We start from the raw sequence: 18277 nt of genomic DNA on the forward strand, positions 1-18277 counted from the left end.
AATTAATATCTGCGTTGCAGTAAAACTACATTTTCAATGTGGTGTGTATGCGGGAACATATCAACGGCCTGCACTTTTTCCACACTGTATTTTTCATTGAGCAGCGCCAGGTCTCTTGCCTGCGTTGCCGGATTACAACTCACATAAACAATCCGCGGCGCTGCTACTTCCAGCAGTTTAGCGGTTAGTTTTTCATGCATCCCTGCCCTTGGCGGATCTGTAATGATCACATCGGGGGCGCCGTGTTCGGCAAAAAAGGCATCATCACAAATATCTATCACATCACCTGCAAAAAACGTAGCGTTTTCTACTTTGTTGGCGGCTGCATTTTCACGCGCATCATCGATGGCTTCTTTGATCAATTCTATCCCTACAACTTTTCCGGCCATACGGGACACAAATATGCCGATGCTGCCGGTGCCGCAATAAAGATCGTACACTGTTTCTTTGCCGGTTAATCCTGCAAAATCACGTGTAACCTTATATAACGCTTCTCCCTGGTAAGTGTTTGTTTGAAAGAAAGATTTGGGGCCGATCTTAAAGCTGAAATCTTCCAGTTTTTCCTCTACATAACCTTTACCGAAGAACACTTTGGGTTCCAGGTCAAAGATACTATCATTCTTTTTGGGATTAATGGTATATAACAAAGTGGTAATACCCGGTACGGTTGCCAGCAGGTGGTTCAGCAATGCTTCCCGCTGTTCTTTTGCTTCGTGGTGGATCACCAGGTTCACCATCACTTCGCCGGTTGTACAGATGCGTAAAACAAGGTTACGCAGCCAGCCTTCCTGGCGGCGGATATCGTAAAAGGACAATTTGTGTTTTTCTGCCCAGTCGCGGATGGTGTTCTTGATAAGGTTAGCGGGTTCTTCCTGTAAATAGCAGGTTTGGATATCCAGCACTTTATCAAACAGTTTGGGGATATGGAACCCCAAAGCGTTGCGGCGGGGCCAATCTTCCCCGGCTTCCCGGATCTCTTCGTCTGTGAGGTAGGCTTTATTGGAGAAGGTGAATTCCAGTTTATTCCGGTAGTGCCTTGTTTTAACAGCTCCCAGGATGGGGGGCAGGGCAGGAAATTGCAGGTGCCCTATCCGCCGCAGGTGATCTTCCACCTGTTGTTGTTTGTAGGCTAACTGACGCTCGTAAGGGAGCATCTGCCATTTGCATCCGCCACAAAGACCAAAGTGGTCACAGAAAGGCGTTACCCGGTCCGGTGAATACGTATGTATCTGCGTGGCTTTTCCTTCTGCCCAGTCCTTTTTATTTTTACTGAGCCTTACATCTACCACATCTCCCGGCACCACGCCGCCTTCAATAAAGATCACTTTACCGTCTACCCGTGCAAGCGCTTTACCTTCTGCGGCATAAGCAGTTACGGGCACATTTTCCAGAACTACATTTTTTTTCCTCACGGGTGCAAAGGTAGGATGGTTTTCGCATCAGGCTATAAGAAATTTCTTTACTTTTATCCTACCTATGCAAAAACTGCTATACTTCCTTATCTGCCTTTGCAGCACTTTTTCCCTCCATGCACAGGGATACAATATCACGGTTCAATTGAAAGGATATCAATCGGGTACGGTGTACCTGGGGCATTACATGGGTAAAACCACGTATGTAATGGATTCCGCACAGATCAGTAATGAAGGCATTGCGGTATTAAAAGGCCCTGAGAAACAGCCCGGAGGTATTTATATGGTGGTACTTCCAGGAAAAACCCGCTATGTTGAAATGCTGATGGACAAGGTGCAGACCTTTTCCGTTTCAATAGATACCAGCGATCTTTCCGGCAAAACAGTTTATAAGAATTCTCCGGATAACGATATGTTTTCCGCGTACAATAAATTCCTTTCTTCCCAGTCTGATATCATGAATGATATTCAGCAGAAGCTGGCAGCAGCCCGCACTGCGGAAGACACTGCAAAAGTCCGCCCCCTTTCTGAAGGGCTGGGTAAAAAGTTGCTGGCATACAGGGATAACATCATCCGGCAGCAGCCGCAAACCCTCCTGGCCAGTATCTTTAAGGCGATGCGGGAAACAGAGGTGCCTCCTATGCCGCGGAAAAAAGACGGCAGCCTGGATTCCACCTATCCCTACCTGTATTTTAAAGCGCATTACTGGGATGATGTGGACCTTAGTGACGGAAGGCTGGTAAGGACCCCTATTATTGAAAACCGTCTTACGAGGTATTTTAACCAGTTGGTGGCGCCTATCCCGGATTCCGTGATCCTGGAAGGGGACAGGCTGATCGCTAAAACCAGGAAAGATAAAGAGAGCTTTAAGTATGTGGTATGGTGGCTTACGCATACCTATGAAGGTTCTCCGATCATGGGCATGGATGCGGTTTTTGTACACCTGGTGGAAAAGTATTACGTCACAAAACAGGCTTACTGGGTAACGGAGGAGCAAAATCAAAAGATCATCGACAGGGCTTTTACCATTGCACCTAACCTGATCGGCCAGAAGGCAGCTGCGCTGCCATTGGTAGATACAGCAGGCAGGCCTAAAGCCCTCTACGATATCAAATCAAAATATACGGTATTGGTTTTCTGGGACCCTACCTGCGGGCATTGTATTACAGAGGTACCCAGGCTGGATTCTGCTTACAAGGCAAGCTGGAAAAAGAAAGGGGTAGCTATGTATGGCGTTAAAACAGAAGGTACACAGGCTGAGTGGACCCAATTCATTAAAGACAAAAACCTCGTTGGCTGGACGCATGTATGGGACCCCGGTTATAAGAGTAATTACCGTAAGTTCTATGATGTATACAGCACGCCGCTTGTTTATCTGCTGGACGAGAATAAAAAGATCCTTGCCAAACGCCTTGGGGTGGAACAATTGGAGGAATTCCTGGACAGGGAAGCAAAAGGTACTGCCGCAAAACGTTGATTTATAATCATATATAACAGCAAGAAGCTCCTTTGGCACGTTCTTTGGAATTACCGGTCATAATCAAACTACTAGGTTATGACGAAAAAGATTGTTCTCTCATGTGTGGCTATAGGATTATCCGTAGCTGCCATGGCTCAGGCAAGGGTAGGTATTAAAGGCGGGTATAACCTTGCTAATATTACTACCGGAAGCGGCGGGAATGTAGAAGAAAACAAGTTTAAAAGCTCTTTCAACGTAGGCGTTATCGCGGATTTTCCGCTTTCCCCCGTTCTTTCACTTCAACCCGGTGTATTCTATACCGGTAAAGGTTCTAAACTGGAAAGGGGAGAACCTGGAGATGCTACTTACTTCAAAACCTCCACCAATCCTCAATACATTGAAATTCCCGTAAACCTTGTGGGTAAGATCCCCGTGGGTGAAGATACCCGCATCTTCTTTGGTGCCGGTCCTTATGCCGCTTTCGGTGTAGGCGGTAAGAACAAGTATGCGCTTGGCCCTGTAAGTGGTGAATCCAAGATCAAATGGGATGATGATACCCCGTTTGACAATACAGATCCTAACCAGGGGTATGACAAGTACAAACGTTTTGACTACGGCGGTAATTTGCTGGCCGGTGTTGAGGTGGGCAACTTCCTTATTTCCGCGCAGTATGGTTTAGGTTTTGCCAAGATCCTCTCCGGAGCGGATGATTCCCGTGATGATAAAAGCAAGAACAGGGTATGGAGTTTTTCAGTCGGTTACCTTTTTGGAGGTAGCGGAAGCGGTAAAAACAAAGTTGAATAGTAAACATTTTTGAGGCTAAAGCATTATTTAGTCTGAATACACCATTTTCATCCTAACGATAAATATAAAAACAATGAAAAAAGTATTGTTATCCTTTGCAGTTATGTTGGTGGCGGGTGCTTCTTTTGCACAGGTTAAGTTTGGCATAACAGCAGGACCGAGCTTTTCAAGTACCACCTACAAGAATCCGTTGGTGAACAACGGGAACAAAAAGACCAGTGATATGTTAACGGGGCTCCGTGCAGGGGTGACCGTAGACCTTCCGCTGGCAGATGAATTCTTTATTCAGCCCAGCCTTTTATATGTAGGCAAAGGCGGTAAACAGGAAAATGCCCTGGGAGCAGACATTAAAACCCGGCTACATTACCTGGAACTCCCCCTCAACTTTATGTACAAACCGGAAGTAGGAGCAGGTAACCTGTTCATTGGCCTTGGCCCTTACTTCTCTTATGCATTAGGCGGTAAAGTGGGAGACAATGATATCGACTTCGGAAGCGACAACGCTTTGCAGACCAAAAGAATGGATGCGGGTGCCAACTTCCAGGTGGGATATGAGTTGCCGATGGGCCTGAACTTTGGTCTTCATACAGACCTTGGCCTGGTAAACATCAATGGTGCCGGTGATGACGACAACAGGGTAAAGAACACCTCCTTTGGTGTTTCTGTTGGATACAAGTTCGGCAGCATGATGCGCCGTTAAGAGAGAGAACACATTCCTGTTCATAAACAGGCAGGTTAAGCATTACGAAACATTGCAATGCTTGGCCTGCCGTTTTTTTTGCCCTTTTTTAAACAATTCGGCACCCCTTTTGTTATCTCTCTTGCTTTCAGGCAGAGAGAAGAAGGACTGTTTCACTATGTAAAAACTGATAGTTCACGATTATTTAACCACAAATTTGACCACCTGGGCTCCCCGCTGTTATAAAGTTGTGAAAGAATGTATTAAGTTTGATCCCAATAACAGTGAGAGCACACATTTAGCATAGTTCTATTATTGAGCACGTACTATCCCCTAAGTAATAAGAAGCCCCTATCTAAACACGTATTTTATGAAAAAAACAGGTCTGCTGACCATTTTTTTGACCTCATTCGTATTGGGTGTACAGGCGCAAGTGAGCGTTGGCATCAGATCCGGCTACACGGCGGCGAATATGAAAATTTCCGGAGATGTGCGCAGTGAATTGGGAGATGTGACCGGTAACATGAAAACATTCCATGGCTGGCATCTTGATCTGGTGATCAATATGCCGCTGAGCAATGGATTTTACCTTCAGCCCGTAGTCCGTTATATCACTAAGGGAACGGGTTTTCAGGCATCGCGGATCCCCAAGGCAGAATTGGATGGGGTATACATTCCTAATGGAAGCCGGATGAAACTGAACTACCTGGAGTTACCGGTTAATCTCGTATATAAGTTTCCGTTAGGAACAGGGAATGTTGCTGCCGGATTTGGACCTTATGTGGGATATGGCTTGCGTGGCCGGTATGATTTTGATATTACCCAGAATGGCCGGAGCATTACACAGAATTCAAAGCAGGTGCAGTTTTCCCGCCGCTCAGATAATAACCTGGCAGTTGTACGGATGTATCCATGGGATGCAGGGGCTAATTTTGCACTGGGATATGAATTTGATAATGGCTTAATGGTAGGCGCCAATTACAGCATGGGGCTTACGGATATTGACCGGATAGATAAAATGAGCAGTAAGAACCAATACCTGGGAATCAGTGTTGGCTTTTTGTTTAACCGGGAAGATTACTGATCGCCTATAAAACTATATTTTATAAAAGAAGCCGTCCATGTGGGCGGCTTCTTTTTTTATTTTTTACGTGGGGGTAAAGCTATTTACCTACGTCTTAATATTAGCAATACATCACCAATAAGTTTTTTAACAAAAACAAAGGTGTGACAGTTATAGGGAAAAAAGGCCATCGCGTATCTACGTAATGGCTATTTTTTTGTGCCTACATTACTGTTTCCACTACTTTGCGTACTACATGAGGTTTGCCCAGGGTGTAGTAATGCAATACAGGGACACCGGCAGCTTTCAGTTCTTTTGATTGCTGGATCAGCCATTCAGTACCTACCAGTTCCACCTCTTTATCTGTTTTGCATTTATTCACTTCTGTGTACAGATCTTCCGGCATATCCACATGGAAAGTACGGGGTAATATGGTCATTTGTTTCTTTGTGCTGAGGGGTTTCAGCCCCGGAATGATAGGAATGGTGATGCCCATTTCCCGGCATTTTGCTACAAAGTCGAAATACTTTTTATTATCAAAGAACATCTGGGTAACGATGTAATCGGCCCCGGCTTCTACTTTGCGCTGGAGGTACATCAAATCCGTTTGCATATTAGGCGCCTCGAAATGTTTTTCCGGATAGGCTGCGATGCCGATGCAGAATTTGGTTTTGAGGCCTCCCATAAGGTCTTCTTCCAGGTAGATACCATTGTTCATCTGGGCTACCTGCTGGAGGAGATCAATGGCGTAACGGTGACCATTAGGGTGGGCTTCAAAGAAAGTTTCATTTTTCGGCGCGTCTCCACGGAGTACCAGTACATTGTCTATACCCAGGAAGTTCAGGTCTATGAGGGCGTTTTCCGTTTCTTCTTTGCTGAAACCACCACAGATCAGGTGCGGAACCGCATCTACCTGGTAGTGGTTCATGATGGCCGCACAGATACCAACCGTTCCGGGGCGTTTACGGATCTCTACTTTATCAAAAGAGCCATCCGCGCGTTTTTTGAACATATGTTCACTACGGTGATAAGTAACATTGATAAAAGAAGGCTTGAATTCCATGAGGGGGTCCAGATGGTCGTAGATGGATTCAATACTTTTCCCTTTCAGGGGCGGCAATATCTCAAAGGAGATCAATGTATCTTTTGCCTGGGAAATATGTTCAGTAACTTTCATATTTTAAAGCGGTAATTATAAAACCACGCAAAGATATTATTTAGGATATTAATTAACTAATAGCCAATAAATGGTTAAAAATGTTTATCTATCGTCCTAAACCGTGGTTCATTCCCCTATTTTACTATTTTTGCTGAGATTCAGTTTATGGCGCTAAGAATACATACACAACAATTGGTTAAGAGATACCGGGCAAGGACCGTGGTAAATCACGTATCTGTGGAAGTTACGCAGGGAGAGATCGTGGGGCTTTTAGGGCCCAATGGTGCGGGAAAGACCACTACCTTTTATATGGTGGTAGGGCTTATCAAGCCGGATGAGGGAGAGGTTTTCCTGAATGATCAGAATATCACCAAGCTGCCGATGTACAAAAGAGCGCAGATGGGAATTGGCTACCTTCCGCAGGAAGCCAGCATTTTCCGTAAGCTGAGCGTAGAGGATAATATTGCCGCTGTATTGGAAATGACGAAGCTGAACAAGGCGGACCAGAAAGAGAAACTGGAACAGCTGTTAACGGAATTCCGTTTACAACACGTAAGGAAAAGCCCCGGAGATGTGCTCAGTGGGGGGGAACGCCGTAGAACGGAAATTGCCCGAGCCCTGGCAGTGGACCCTAAATTCATCCTGCTGGATGAACCTTTTGCAGGGATTGACCCTATTGCCGTGGAAGATATCCAAGCCATAGTAGCTAAACTTAAATACCGGAACATTGGCATCCTGATCACGGACCACAACGTACAGGAAACCCTTTCCATTACAGACAGAGCCTATTTATTGTTTGAAGGTAAGATCCTCAAAGCCGGTACGGCCGAAGAACTAGCTGAAGATGAACAGGTAAGAAAAGTGTATCTTGGCCAAAATTTCGTACTTCGCCGGAAAGATTACCTGGACGAAGCTGCGAAACAATAACTACTATCACAACCCTAGTTAAAACCTGGTATGAAGATTTTAAGTCCAGCTTTATCACAATTGGCCAGAATACGTATGGGCCGTATTGAGCATTTTATGCAATATCCGCTGCAGGTACAGCAGCAGGTATTTCAGAATCTGCTTAGCGCTGCGCAGTACACGGAATTCGGCAAACAGTATGGCTTCTCAAATATTTTTAAGATCGACGAATTTAAACAACGCGTTCCCGTTCATAACTATGAATCCATTAAACCCTACATCCAGCGTGTGATGGAAGGGCAGCAGAATGTGATCTGGAACACTCCCATAAAGTGGTTCGCCAAATCAAGCGGTACTACTGCAGATAAAAGCAAATTCATTCCTGTTTCCGTAGAAAGCCTGGACGATTGCCATTACCGCGCAGGACGGGATGTGTTATCCCTTTATTATAATAACCTGCCGGATTCTGATGTGCTTACCGGTAAATCATTAGTGATCGGCGGCAGCCACCAGGTGAATAAACTGGCTCCAGACAGCGACAGCTATGCCGGAGACCTTAGCGCCGTGATGTTGCAGAACATGCCATTTTATGGAAACATGATCCGCACGCCGGACCTCTCCATTGCTTTAATGGATGAGTGGGAAGAAAAGATAGAACGCATGGCCAATGCGGTGATCCATGAAAATGTGACCTCTATTGCAGGGGTACCTACCTGGACGATCGTATTGATCAAACGGATATTTGAACTAACGGGTACAGACAATCTTGCGGATGTATGGCCTAACCTGGAACTGTATATGCATGGCGGTGTGAGCTTCACGCCTTACCGGGAACAGTTCAAAAAGCTGATCCGCAAGCCGAACATGAATTACCTGGAATCCTATAATGCATCCGAAGGTTTCTTTGCTGCACAGGATATCCTGGGAGAAGAAGGCTTGCTGCTTTTCCTGAACCATGGCATCTTCTATGAATTTATGCCGATGGAAGAATATGGCAAAGAGTTCCCCCGCACGCTGCAATTACATGAAGTGGAGACGGGAAAGAATTATGCGCTGGTGATCAGTACTAACGGAGGCCTCTGGCGTTATCTTGTAGGCGATACCGTACAATTCGTATCCCTGGCACCTTACCGCATTCGTGTAAGCGGACGTACTAAATCTTTTATCAACGCGTTTGGGGAAGAGCTGATCGTAGACAATACAGATAAAGCCATTGGAAAGGCATGTGAGATAACCGGTGCTATTGTGAATGACTATACGGCGGCACCAATTTATTTCAGTGAAAGTGGTAGTGGCGGGCATGAGTGGCTGATTGAATTTGAAACCATGCCGGCAAACCTGGAAGCATTTATTGACGTATTAGACAATACACTTAAGACGATCAATTCCGATTACGAAGCTAAACGCCATAAGGATATGGCATTGCAACGCCCCACTGTTCGTGTAATGGCCCAGGGTTGTTTCACGGAATGGCTGAAGAGTAAAGGTAAACTCGGCGGGCAGCATAAAGTTCCACGACTCAATAACGAGCGGCATATATTGGAGGAGATCCTCCGGTTCGTAGAAAAACACTAATTCAAACTAAAGCTAAAACCTATCTGTTTAAAATGAAATTACTCAACAACAAAGTAGCCATCGTAACTGGAGCAAGCCGTGGGATCGGAGAAGCGATCGCGTTGAAATTTGCAGATGAAGGAGCTAATGTTGCGTTTACGTACGTAAGTTCTGACGAGAAAGCAAAAGCCCTGGAAGCTAAACTGATCGCAAAAGGAGTGAAAGCCAAAGCATATAAAAGTAATGCCGGTGTATTTGAAGAATGTGATGCGCTGGTAACGGATGTGTTGAAGGAATTTGGTACGGTGGATATTTGTGTAAATAATGCCGGCATCTCTAAAGATAACCTGCTGTTGCGTATGAGTGCTGAACAATGGGATGAGGTGATGGATGTGAACCTGAAGAGTGTTTTCAATATGACCAAGCTGGTGATGCGCCCGATGATGAAAGCCAAAAGCGGCAGCATCATTAATATGAGCTCTATTATTGGTATGAAAGGTAACGCAGGCCAGAGTAGCTATGCTGCTTCCAAAGCCGGTATCATCGGATTCTCCAAATCCATTGCCCAGGAAATAGGCAGCCGCAACATCCGGGTGAATGCAGTAGCACCGGGTTTTGTGGAAACGGATATGACCCATTATCTGAAAGATGGGGAAGGTGCAAAAAACTACCTGGATCAAATTCCTTTAGGCAAATTCGGTTCGCCGGAAGACATTGCAAATGTATGCCTCTTCCTGGCTTCAGACATGAGCGCTTATGTTACCGGGCAGGTACTGAGTGTTTGCGGCGGGTTAAATACCTGATCCTTTTAAATAATTGAAAAAGGCTGGCGTTATAACGCCAGCCTTTTTTATGATATAATATTCACCTATACCTCAGGAGAAGGAATGTAAAACACGTAGCGAACCTGTGGTATACAAATGAAGTTTGCAGTCTCTGTTAAGATAGTATCAGAATCGCTTGCCGGGGATCTCCACACGGAAGGTTTCCATACATTTCCTGTCCTGCAGGGTAACGAAAACCGTTTTACCGTCTTTCCCGCCGAACACGAGGTTGCTGGTGGATTTGCCTTTCATCTGAATTTCCCGGACCTGTTCTCCGGCAGGGCTGAGCACAACGATGGTACCTTTGCCATAACGCGTTACATAAAGATTACCCGCTTTATCGCATTTCATGCCATCAAATCCATGATCCGGAAACTCCGCAAAGAGGGTTTTATTGGAGATATTGCCTTTGGCGTCCACATCAAACTTCCATATTTTCCGTTGTACGCTTTCATTCACGTACAGTATTTTTTCATTCGGGCTTAATTCAATTCCATTGGTGGTACCCATGTTCGCAGTCAGCAGCACAGCTTTTCCTCCCGGGTCTATCCGCCAGATCTGACCTGTCTGCTCTTTCCAGTTAGGATCCGAGGCAAATACCTGGTCCTTTTTATTGATGCAGAGATCATTGGGCTGATTGAACTTTGAAGAGTGCACATACACACTCACTTTTTTGGAGGGCATGCTTACCTGCAATACATTGTGGCCTTTGAAATCAGCCAGGAGCATATTGCCTTTGCTGGTGAACTGAATGCTGTTGGCGATACTGCTATCCGGCAGTATAACAAAGATCTCCCCCTTTCCATTGGAGGAATTGATCTTGCCGATCACACCGTCTTTAATAAAATTCACTACGAATAAATTGCCGGCTTTGTCGAAATTGGGGCCTTCAATGTTAGAAGAGAACATATTTTCAGGGGTCAGATCTTTGGCGGTATAAAGTGGTTCCTGCGCGAAACCTGCCATGCTTAAGAGGAGGCTGATGGGGTAGAGGATGCGTTTCATGCCCTGAAATTAAATTTTTTAGTGTAAAAGTACAAATGCGCCTAATTTGCAGCCCGTATGATTCATGTATCTGATATAAAAGACCTGGAAAGGCTCACCATTCATAAAGTGGGTAACGCAACCAATGAAGATCCGTTGGTACTGTCTCAGCAGCCGCTGGAGCTGACGGATGAAACAATCGGTACCCTGTTGCTGAGTTATTTCATTCAGCCGTTCACCAATAATGCGGAATATTTCAGGTTCACGCATGAGGCAGACCTTCATCTGAATGAGGTTTTCAAATACTGCAGCCTGATCTTTGAGAATAAAGAGAATTTCCAGGAACAGTCTGTGAATATCGCCAAACATCTTTATAAACATTCCACGCATCCAAAGATCAAAGGCGGGGAATTGTACATTGTGCATTTTTCCAAATGCCAGGTGGATGGGGAAGAAGTGGAAGCGATCGGTATTTTTAAATCAGAGAACAGGGATACCTATCTGAAAGTTTATCTCAGTAATGATAATTATGAAGTGAATTATGATGACGGGATCAATATCAATAAACTGGATAAAGGCTGCCTGGTTTTTAATGTGGAACAGGAGGAAGGATATAAAGTAAGTATTGTAGACAGCATCAGTAAACAGAATGAAGCCGTTTACTGGAAAGATGCTTTCCTGCAGGTACAGCGTAGAGAAGACAGTTATCATCAGACGGAAACCATGGTGAGCATTTGCCAGCAGTTCATCCAGAAAAAATTACCGGAAGAATTTGAAATGAACCGGGTGGACCAGATAGAGCTGCTGAATAAATCAGCCGCTTATTTCAAAGACAGGGAAGAATTCAAACTGAATGAGTTTGCGGAAGAAGTGCTGGGGCATCCGGATGCAGTGGATGCTTTCAAGAATTACAGGGAGCATTTCAGAGAGGAATTTAAACTGGATGTGCCGGATGAATTTGATATTTCCGGTGCGGCGGTAAAGAAGCAGCAGCGCGTGTTTAAGAGTATTTTAAAGCTGGACAGGAACTTCCATGTATATATTCACGGTAACCGGGAAATGATCGAAAGGGGATATGATGAGGAAAGGACGATGCATTTTTACAAGCTGTATTTTGAGGAGGAGAAGTAAGTATTTGCAGAGACCTTGCCGCGCAACAGAGGGCGGATGTTTTTCTTTTTAAGAGGTTTTGCTTAATGCTGTTGCATGGGCGTTTAATCCGACAGCAGCTTTTGCATTTTACCTAATTCATGGATGGCTTCGAGGATCTCCTTGTCATACCGGTTTTTCCCTTCTTCCAATGTTTTATAACTATAGTTATACATGCTCTTTTGCGTGGTGATCAATCTGCGCAGTAGTTTATTATGATTGCGGGAATCTGCGCTGAGGGACAACTGATCTATCTCATCCATGATGCGCAGGTTTTCATTCATGTAATAGATGCCAAAGTCCTTCAGTAATTTTTTTCGTTCTTCCCCGGAGTGCTGGTTGTTATACACCACGGCTGCCAGCACAAAGTTCTCGTCCATCTTTTCCAGTTTTTCAATATAGATATTTACATCCCTTGGCAGCAGGAAATAGATGCCGATGAACAATGAACTCATGATGCCTGCAGCCCAAGCTGTGCGGGTAAAGGTGGATGTTCTTAGCCCGGGATATATTATCCAGGCCAGGATAGCGCCGGTGATCAATCCGCCGATATGCCAGGCATGATCAAAATTGTCCACAAAGAAAACGGCAGACATACTAAAAACGAGGTAGATGCCAATGCTGATGAGGAGTGCTTTCCTTTCTCCCGGTTGCAGGAAACGATGCAACAGCAGCATGAGGATGAATCCGAATAAACCGAATACCGCTCCCGAGGCTCCAACAGAAACAAGCCTGTCGTGCCACCATAAGCTGGCCATACCTCCTCCGATGCCGCAAAGCAGATAGATCAGCAGGAAGCGCCATCTGCCCAGGAGGGATTCCAGGTAGATGCCACAGACCATCAGGCCATACATATTAAAGAACAGGTGTAATACATCCGCATGCAAAAAGTTGGCTGTCAGCAAACGCCAGGGTTCCCCGAAAAGTGTGAGGGGTTTGTAGTTAGCGCCAACATCCAATAGTGCCTGCGGGTCAATTGTCCACCAGGTGCTTTGGGGGAACAGCCATTTATTGGTGAGGACTAGAAAGAGCAGTACCTGTAAGGTGATCAGGATGGGAGTGATGAAATATCCCTTTACCGGCCTGAATACATTCATGAACCCGCTGACCATGCGGGTGTTATGTGTGAGATGAACGAAATTTTCTGCCTGGCTGAACTGTGCTTTCCTTTCTTCGTATTGTGAGAGAAGTAATTCAGCGGATATATCCGTATTTATAGTGGCCATTTCTTTCAGCAGCCGGCGGATGTTCTGGCGGTTCCTGAAAAAGTCCAGTACCTGCACGCCGGTAGATACGCTGAAAAGTTCAATTTCTTCTTCGGTGATCCGGATGCTAACCTGTTCATTCCAGGAGCGGAGGCTAAAATTGGTAAAGGCTGTGATGCTATCCGGGCTTACTGTACTGATCTCCCAGCCCATTTTTTCAACAGCCATCCACGCGATCATCAGCTGTTCAGCGGATGTGCGGTTTTCCAGGCGGTAGGTGGTTCCATATCTGGGAGGGAATCCGATCATTATAGGACGAATATACGAAGAGACGCAATGTGCGTCTCTTCTATAATACGTGCAGTAAATACTATTTATTGTTTATCGTCCGGTTTACGTGGGGGACGATTTTTGTGGCGATGGTTACCACCTTGACCGCCAGGGTTTTGTGGTCTGGGGCCTTGCTCTTTTGGTTTTCCCTGTTCACCACTGCCGCGGTTTTGATTTTCCTGGCGGGGTTTCTGATCAGGTCTTGGAGGACGGTTTTCGTTACTCCGTGGCTGACCTTGTCCCTGCGGATTGCGTGGCTGGTTGCCTTGTTGGTTTCCAGGCTGCTGGCCAGCTTGTTGTTGGCCTTCCCGCTGTTGGCTGCGGTTTTGTTGTTGGCGATTTTCGCCGCCACCACGGTTTTCGCGGTTCTCTCCACCTCCGCGATTTTCACCGCGTGGTCTTTGATCCGGACGTGGGCCTTTTTGCTGATCAGGTTTTTGTTCCCCTCCTTTCTGGCGTTGGTCTTTTTGCGGACGGGCTTGCTGTTGTGGCTGACCCTGTCCTTGCGGAGCACCTTTGGATCTGGTATCCTTTCCTTCTTTCTGTTTATTGTCCCGGTTCTTTTGTTTGCGTTTCTGTGATGCTTTTTCCAGGGAGCGTAAGCTGATCTGGCCAACCACATCTGCAAACCCAAGGTCCGCTTCTAATTCTGGTTTGGTGCTAACCACTTCCACCGGTTTCAGTTCTTCCGCCTTGATGCCTTGTTTATTCATCTGGCGGATCTCTTTCACGCGGGTAATGGTGAGCGGATATTGTTTGTTACTGCCATCGAAGGAATACCACATGAGGCTTTTAAAGATATCCCGCTTTTGGAGGGAGGCATTGCCGTTGGTGGTTTCTATCACATCGCAGTCATCAGGGAAATCTTTCAGGGCATCCAGGTAAGTATCCAGCTCATAGTTGAGGCAGCATTTGAGGCGGCCGCACTGACCGGATAATTTAGCCTGATTGATGGAAAGATTCTGATAACGGGCTGCAGTAGTGTTTACTGATTTGAAGTCCGTGAGCCAGGTAGAGCAGCAAAGTTCACGGCCGCAGCTACCAATACCACCTACTTTCCCAGCTTCCTGGCGGGCACCTATCTGGCGCATTTCCACCTTCACCCGGAATTCGGAGGCATACATTTTAATGAGTTCACGGAAATCCACACGGTCGTCTGCCGTGTAGAAGAAGGTGGCTTTCCGGCCATCGGCCTGAATTTCCACTTCGGCCAGTTTCATTTCCAGGCCAATGCTACGGGCAATTACCCGGGCTTTGATGAGGGCTTCCGCTTCGCGTTGTTTGTTTTCAGACATGCGGTGCATATCATCTGTAGAGGCGCGGCGGAGCAACTTTTTTACTTCGGGGGTATCTTCCACCCGTCGTTTTTTCATTTGCAGCCTAACCAGTTCCCCGGTAAGGCTTACCGTGCCAACATCAAACCCGCTGATTCCTTCCACAGCTACCATGTCTCCTTTATCGAAGATCTGTTTGGTGGAATTACGAAAGAAATCCTTGCGACTGCCGTTATTAAAACTAACTTCTAAGATGTCAAATGGTGCTAAACTATCACTCAAGGGTATATTGGACAGCCAGTCAAACACGTTTAATCTGTTACATCCTCCTGTACTGCATCCTCCATTACTCTTGCATCCCGACGGCTTCCCATCCACACCCGTACCACATCCGGCACAAGCCATATATTACGGTTTATAATATTAAGAAATAATTATCCCTGCATTCTCCGGTGACTAAAATACATATTTCCTTTCAGAATCTGAAGATTGTACAGGGAATAAGCTCAAAGGTAAGGTAAATTGTTGACAGCTATACCGGGAGGGGCTTTCCTTTAAATACATATTGAAGCCGGATAGACAGTGCATGGAAAAGGATCTTGCCGTTAGCATTCCTTTCTATATGGTAACAGGCATTATCCAGCTCTTCTGTGAGTTGCTGCATTTGCCCCAGGTTGGCCAGTTTTTTCAGCTTTTCCGCAAAATCCACTTCTTCGTCTGAAAAGGCCAGCTGGCTTTTATCCATATATTGTACGCGGATGCTGTGTTCCAGCACATTGATGAAATACCGGAGGAATTGTTTCTGGTTTTCCCGGCCCATTTTGGGGCTGGAAATATGATCTACCCATTCCTGCAACCCGGCCCGGTTTTGCATAAAAATGCAGTTCAGCCAGTTGCGCAACAATTCATGGTAATCGTTATCGTTATGTTGCAGCAATTGCAGGGCCTCCCGGTAATTGCCGGAAGCGATAGTGGCAATCTGGCGGGCCCGGGTTTCCGGCGCCTGATTTCTTTCCACCAGGGCTTTCACCACCTCTGCTTTGGATAGCGGGTTGATCTTGATCAGCTGTGTGCGGGAAAGGATGGTGGCCAGGATCTGTTCCTGGTTTTCTGCCACAAGAATGAAAACGGTGTTCAGGGGAGGCTCTTCTATCAGCTTCAACAGCCGGTTCCCTTCATTGCCGAGGTATTCCGGCATCCACATGAAGAGGATCTTATATTGACTCTCAAAACTCTTGAGGTTGAGCTTCCGGATGATATCGTTGCATTCATGCGCCGTGATATTGCCCTGTTTGTTCTCCGCGCCAATAAATTGCAGCCAGTCGTACGCATTCCCATATGGCTGTTGGGCAATAAACTCCCGCCATTCAGCTGCATAATCTGTACTAATGGGTTTATCCCCTGGTTTGCGTGGGATCACGGGATAGGAGAAATGAATATCCGGATGAATATATTGTGCAGCTTTTTTGCAGGCCTGGCATTGGCCGCAGGCATCTTGTTCCTGACGGTCCTCACAAACGAGGTATTGTGCAAAGGCTAAGCCAACAGGTAATCCTCCCGCGCCTTCCGGCGCCAGCATAATCATAGCATGACTGAGGCGGTTATGCTGTACGGCATGCAATAACTGATGCCTGGCAGCATCCTGCCCGATGATCTGAGAAAAATACATGGGCGTAAAAATACTTCATATTATTTGATGGAAAGAAAACACACTTTGGTAAATGCGCCACTTATTTTCAAAACGGGGTTGGTGGTCTGGAGATAATAAACCCCGGTAATATTCTTGTTGACGGGGTCTATCTCTGTAATAGTGAAGGCGGCAGAATCTGTGGTATAGAATTTATAATCCTGGCCCACTTTAATACCTGCCAAAACCAATCCGGTAGTATCCTGCCCGGTTTTGCGGGAGTAGGAGTAGGTTTTTACTTTTAAACTATCAGAAAGTAACTGAACACTGTTGTTATAAACACCGTCCTTTATGTTCATCACTACTTTCATTGTATCCACAGATGCCTCCAGACTTAATACTTTAAAACTGCCGGTAGCATTGGTGGTGCGGAGCAGTGTGGAACTGAGGATTTTCATGGAGATTATCCGGTTATCAACCCTGAGGTCGATGGCCGCCTTTTCGCAATTGATCAGCTCTGCAGCGTTATAATCTGTACAGGCAGGCATAAAAAAGAATCCGCAGCAGATCACCGCGAGGCTGTTCACTAGGTGTTTGGTCATTGACATCTATTTTTCGATCGCCGCGATCACTTCGGGCGACGTTGGGGAAGTCCGCGGTTTGAAAACGGCTACCAATTCACCTTTTTCATCCAGCAGGTACTTTTGAAAATTCCAGGTTACTTCTTCTGGTTCAAATTGTTTCTTTTTGCTTTCAGCCAGCAGATACTGGTAAAGGGGGTGAATGTCTGATCCCTTTACAGAAATTTTTGCTGCCATTGGAAAAGTCACTGCATACTCTTTAGTGCAAAAAGCTTTGATCTCTGCATTGGAGCCTGGCTCCTGACCGCCGAAATTATTAGCGGGGAAACCAATGATCACCAGTTTGTTCTTATATTTTTTCGCAAGTTTTTCGAGCTCTGCATACTGCGGGGTATTACCGCACATGGAGGCAGTATTTACCACCATGATCTTTTTGCCTTTGTATTTGGAGAAATCTATTTTTCCGCCATCCAGGGCGTCTACTTTAAAATCGTAGATATTGCCGAAAGCTACAGAGAAAAAAGCGGAGAGGAGCATTAATTTGAACATGTGTATAATGTTTTCAGGATCAGTCAGATGATTACTGTATAAAGTTAATTAACCTGCAGGAAAAATCCATGTTAATCTAAAGTGAAGGCTATTTTCCCTGCTGGAGGTAGTTTTCAAGGGGTAAACGGTTTGTGAGGGAACGGGCCAGCGTCATTTCATCTGCATATTCCAGCTCTCCTCCAAAGGAGATCCCGCGGGCAATGGTAGTGATCTTTACCGGGCTTTCCTTCAGTTTTTTGGAGAGGTAATAAATAGTAGTGTCCCCTTCAATAGTAGGGCTCAGCGCCATAATCACTTCTTCGATGTTCTGCGTTTTCACTCTTTCCACCAGCGTTTGAATGTTCAACTGGTCAGGGCCGATGCCGTCAATAGGAGAAATGATGCCACCCAGTACGTGGTATACACCATTGAACTGCTGTGTATTTTCAATGGCGATCACATCCCGGATACTCTCTACTACACAAACGGTATGGTTGTGACGGGAGGGGTTGGCGCAAATGCTGCAGGTATCATCATCGGAAACATTATGGCATTGCTGACAGAACCTGATCTGCCGCCGCATACGGGCAATAGTTTCGGAAAACAGTTCTACCTGTGCGGTATCCTGTTTGAGCAGATGCAGTACCAGCCGCAAAGCTGTTTTCTTGCCCACACCGGGCAAGCGCGCAAATTCATTAACAGCATTTTCAATGAGTGCGGAGGAGAAGATCATACTGCA

At 45.8% G+C, this 18277-nt stretch carries 17 protein-coding genes; 8 read left to right on the plus strand and 9 right to left on the minus strand.

What is annotated here, in order from left to right; genetic code table 11:
* Nucleotides 1–2: 2 nt before the first annotated feature.
* Entirely contained in the window at nt 3–1412 is a 1410-nt protein-coding gene (gene rlmD, locus AAHN97_RS25495; RefSeq protein WP_343304911.1) for a 23S rRNA (uracil(1939)-C(5))-methyltransferase RlmD, read from the minus strand.
* A 64-nt stretch (nt 1413–1476) separates the two neighbouring features.
* Between rlmD and AAHN97_RS25500 the strand changes: the two genes are divergently transcribed.
* The 4 genes from AAHN97_RS25500 (at nt 1477) to AAHN97_RS25515 (ending at nt 5438) form a co-directional block, all read left to right on the plus strand.
* Nucleotides 1477–2889 (plus strand): redoxin domain-containing protein, encoded by a 1413-nt coding sequence (locus AAHN97_RS25500; protein WP_343304912.1) that lies wholly within the window; start codon nt 1477–1479, stop codon nt 2887–2889.
* Between the two features lie 78 nt (nt 2890–2967).
* Nucleotides 2968–3675 carry a porin family protein gene (locus AAHN97_RS25505; protein WP_343304913.1) on the plus strand — a complete coding sequence of 236 codons (708 nt, stop codon included), beginning with the start codon at nt 2968–2970 and terminating at the stop codon, nt 3673–3675.
* Nucleotides 3676–3748: 73 nt separating this feature from the next.
* Nucleotides 3749–4375 (plus strand): porin family protein, encoded by a 627-nt coding sequence (locus tag AAHN97_RS25510; RefSeq protein WP_343304914.1) that lies wholly within the window; start codon nt 3749–3751, stop codon nt 4373–4375.
* Between the two features lie 349 nt (nt 4376–4724).
* Nucleotides 4725–5438 carry a porin family protein gene (locus tag AAHN97_RS25515; RefSeq protein ID WP_343304915.1) on the plus strand — a complete coding sequence of 238 codons (714 nt, stop codon included), beginning with the start codon at nt 4725–4727 and terminating at the stop codon, nt 5436–5438.
* A 202-nt stretch (nt 5439–5640) separates the two neighbouring features.
* Here AAHN97_RS25515 and metF read toward each other — a convergent pair whose 3' ends face one another.
* Entirely contained in the window at nt 5641–6594 is a 954-nt protein-coding gene (gene metF, locus AAHN97_RS25520) for a methylenetetrahydrofolate reductase [NAD(P)H] (RefSeq protein ID WP_343304916.1), read from the minus strand.
* A gap of 147 nt (nt 6595–6741) precedes the next feature.
* Between metF and lptB the strand changes: the two genes are divergently transcribed.
* From lptB to fabG, 3 genes are read left to right on the plus strand one after another with little or no spacing between them, the layout of a single operon-like run.
* Nucleotides 6742–7503: an LPS export ABC transporter ATP-binding protein gene (gene lptB / locus AAHN97_RS25525; RefSeq protein WP_074241478.1), complete on the plus strand. Its 762-nt coding sequence runs from the start codon at nt 6742–6744 to the stop codon at nt 7501–7503.
* 30 nt (nt 7504–7533) lie between these two features.
* A complete protein-coding gene (locus AAHN97_RS25530; RefSeq protein WP_343304917.1) occupies nt 7534–9057 on the plus strand; it encodes a GH3 auxin-responsive promoter family protein in 1524 nt (507 codons plus the stop codon).
* Nucleotides 9058–9089: 32 nt separating this feature from the next.
* Nucleotides 9090–9839 (plus strand): 3-oxoacyl-[acyl-carrier-protein] reductase, encoded by a 750-nt coding sequence (gene fabG / locus AAHN97_RS25535; protein ID WP_074241476.1) that lies wholly within the window; start codon nt 9090–9092, stop codon nt 9837–9839.
* A 147-nt stretch (nt 9840–9986) separates the two neighbouring features.
* On the opposite strand, the gene AAHN97_RS25540 is transcribed toward fabG, so the two are convergent.
* Nucleotides 9987–10865, minus strand: coding sequence for an SMP-30/gluconolactonase/LRE family protein (locus tag AAHN97_RS25540; protein WP_343304918.1), 879 nt, complete (start codon nt 10863–10865; stop codon nt 9987–9989).
* Nucleotides 10866–10922: 57 nt separating this feature from the next.
* Here AAHN97_RS25540 and AAHN97_RS25545 point away from each other — a divergent pair, with 57 nt between their 5' ends.
* Nucleotides 10923–11975 (plus strand): nucleoid-associated protein, encoded by a 1053-nt coding sequence (locus AAHN97_RS25545; RefSeq protein WP_343304919.1) that lies wholly within the window; start codon nt 10923–10925, stop codon nt 11973–11975.
* 83 nt (nt 11976–12058) lie between these two features.
* Here the strand turns inward: AAHN97_RS25545 and AAHN97_RS25550 are convergent, their stop codons facing one another.
* The 6 genes from AAHN97_RS25550 to recR form a co-directional block, all read right to left on the minus strand.
* Nucleotides 12059–13507 (minus strand): rhomboid family intramembrane serine protease, encoded by a 1449-nt coding sequence (locus tag AAHN97_RS25550; protein ID WP_343304920.1) that lies wholly within the window; start codon nt 13505–13507, stop codon nt 12059–12061.
* A 65-nt stretch (nt 13508–13572) separates the two neighbouring features.
* Nucleotides 13573–15207, minus strand: coding sequence for a regulatory iron-sulfur-containing complex subunit RicT (gene ricT, locus AAHN97_RS25555; protein WP_343304921.1), 1635 nt, complete (start codon nt 15205–15207; stop codon nt 13573–13575).
* A gap of 127 nt (nt 15208–15334) precedes the next feature.
* On the minus strand, nt 15335–16471 hold the full coding sequence (locus tag AAHN97_RS25560) for an ATP-binding protein (protein WP_343304922.1): 1137 nt from the start codon (nt 16469–16471) through the stop codon (nt 15335–15337).
* Nucleotides 16472–16491: 20 nt separating this feature from the next.
* Nucleotides 16492–17031: a hypothetical protein gene (locus tag AAHN97_RS25565; RefSeq protein ID WP_343304923.1), complete on the minus strand. Its 540-nt coding sequence runs from the start codon at nt 17029–17031 to the stop codon at nt 16492–16494.
* Nucleotides 17032–17037: 6 nt separating this feature from the next.
* Entirely contained in the window at nt 17038–17559 is a 522-nt protein-coding gene (locus AAHN97_RS25570; protein WP_343304924.1) for a glutathione peroxidase, read from the minus strand.
* 88 nt (nt 17560–17647) lie between these two features.
* Complete coding sequence (gene recR, locus AAHN97_RS25575; protein ID WP_343304925.1) at nt 17648–18271, minus strand: recombination mediator RecR; 624 nt, start codon at nt 18269–18271, stop codon at nt 17648–17650.
* Nucleotides 18272–18277: the final 6 nt, after the last annotated feature.

Source organism: Chitinophaga niabensis (genome assembly GCF_039545795.1).
Classification (GTDB): Bacteria; Bacteroidota; Bacteroidia; order Chitinophagales; family Chitinophagaceae; genus Chitinophaga; species Chitinophaga niabensis_B.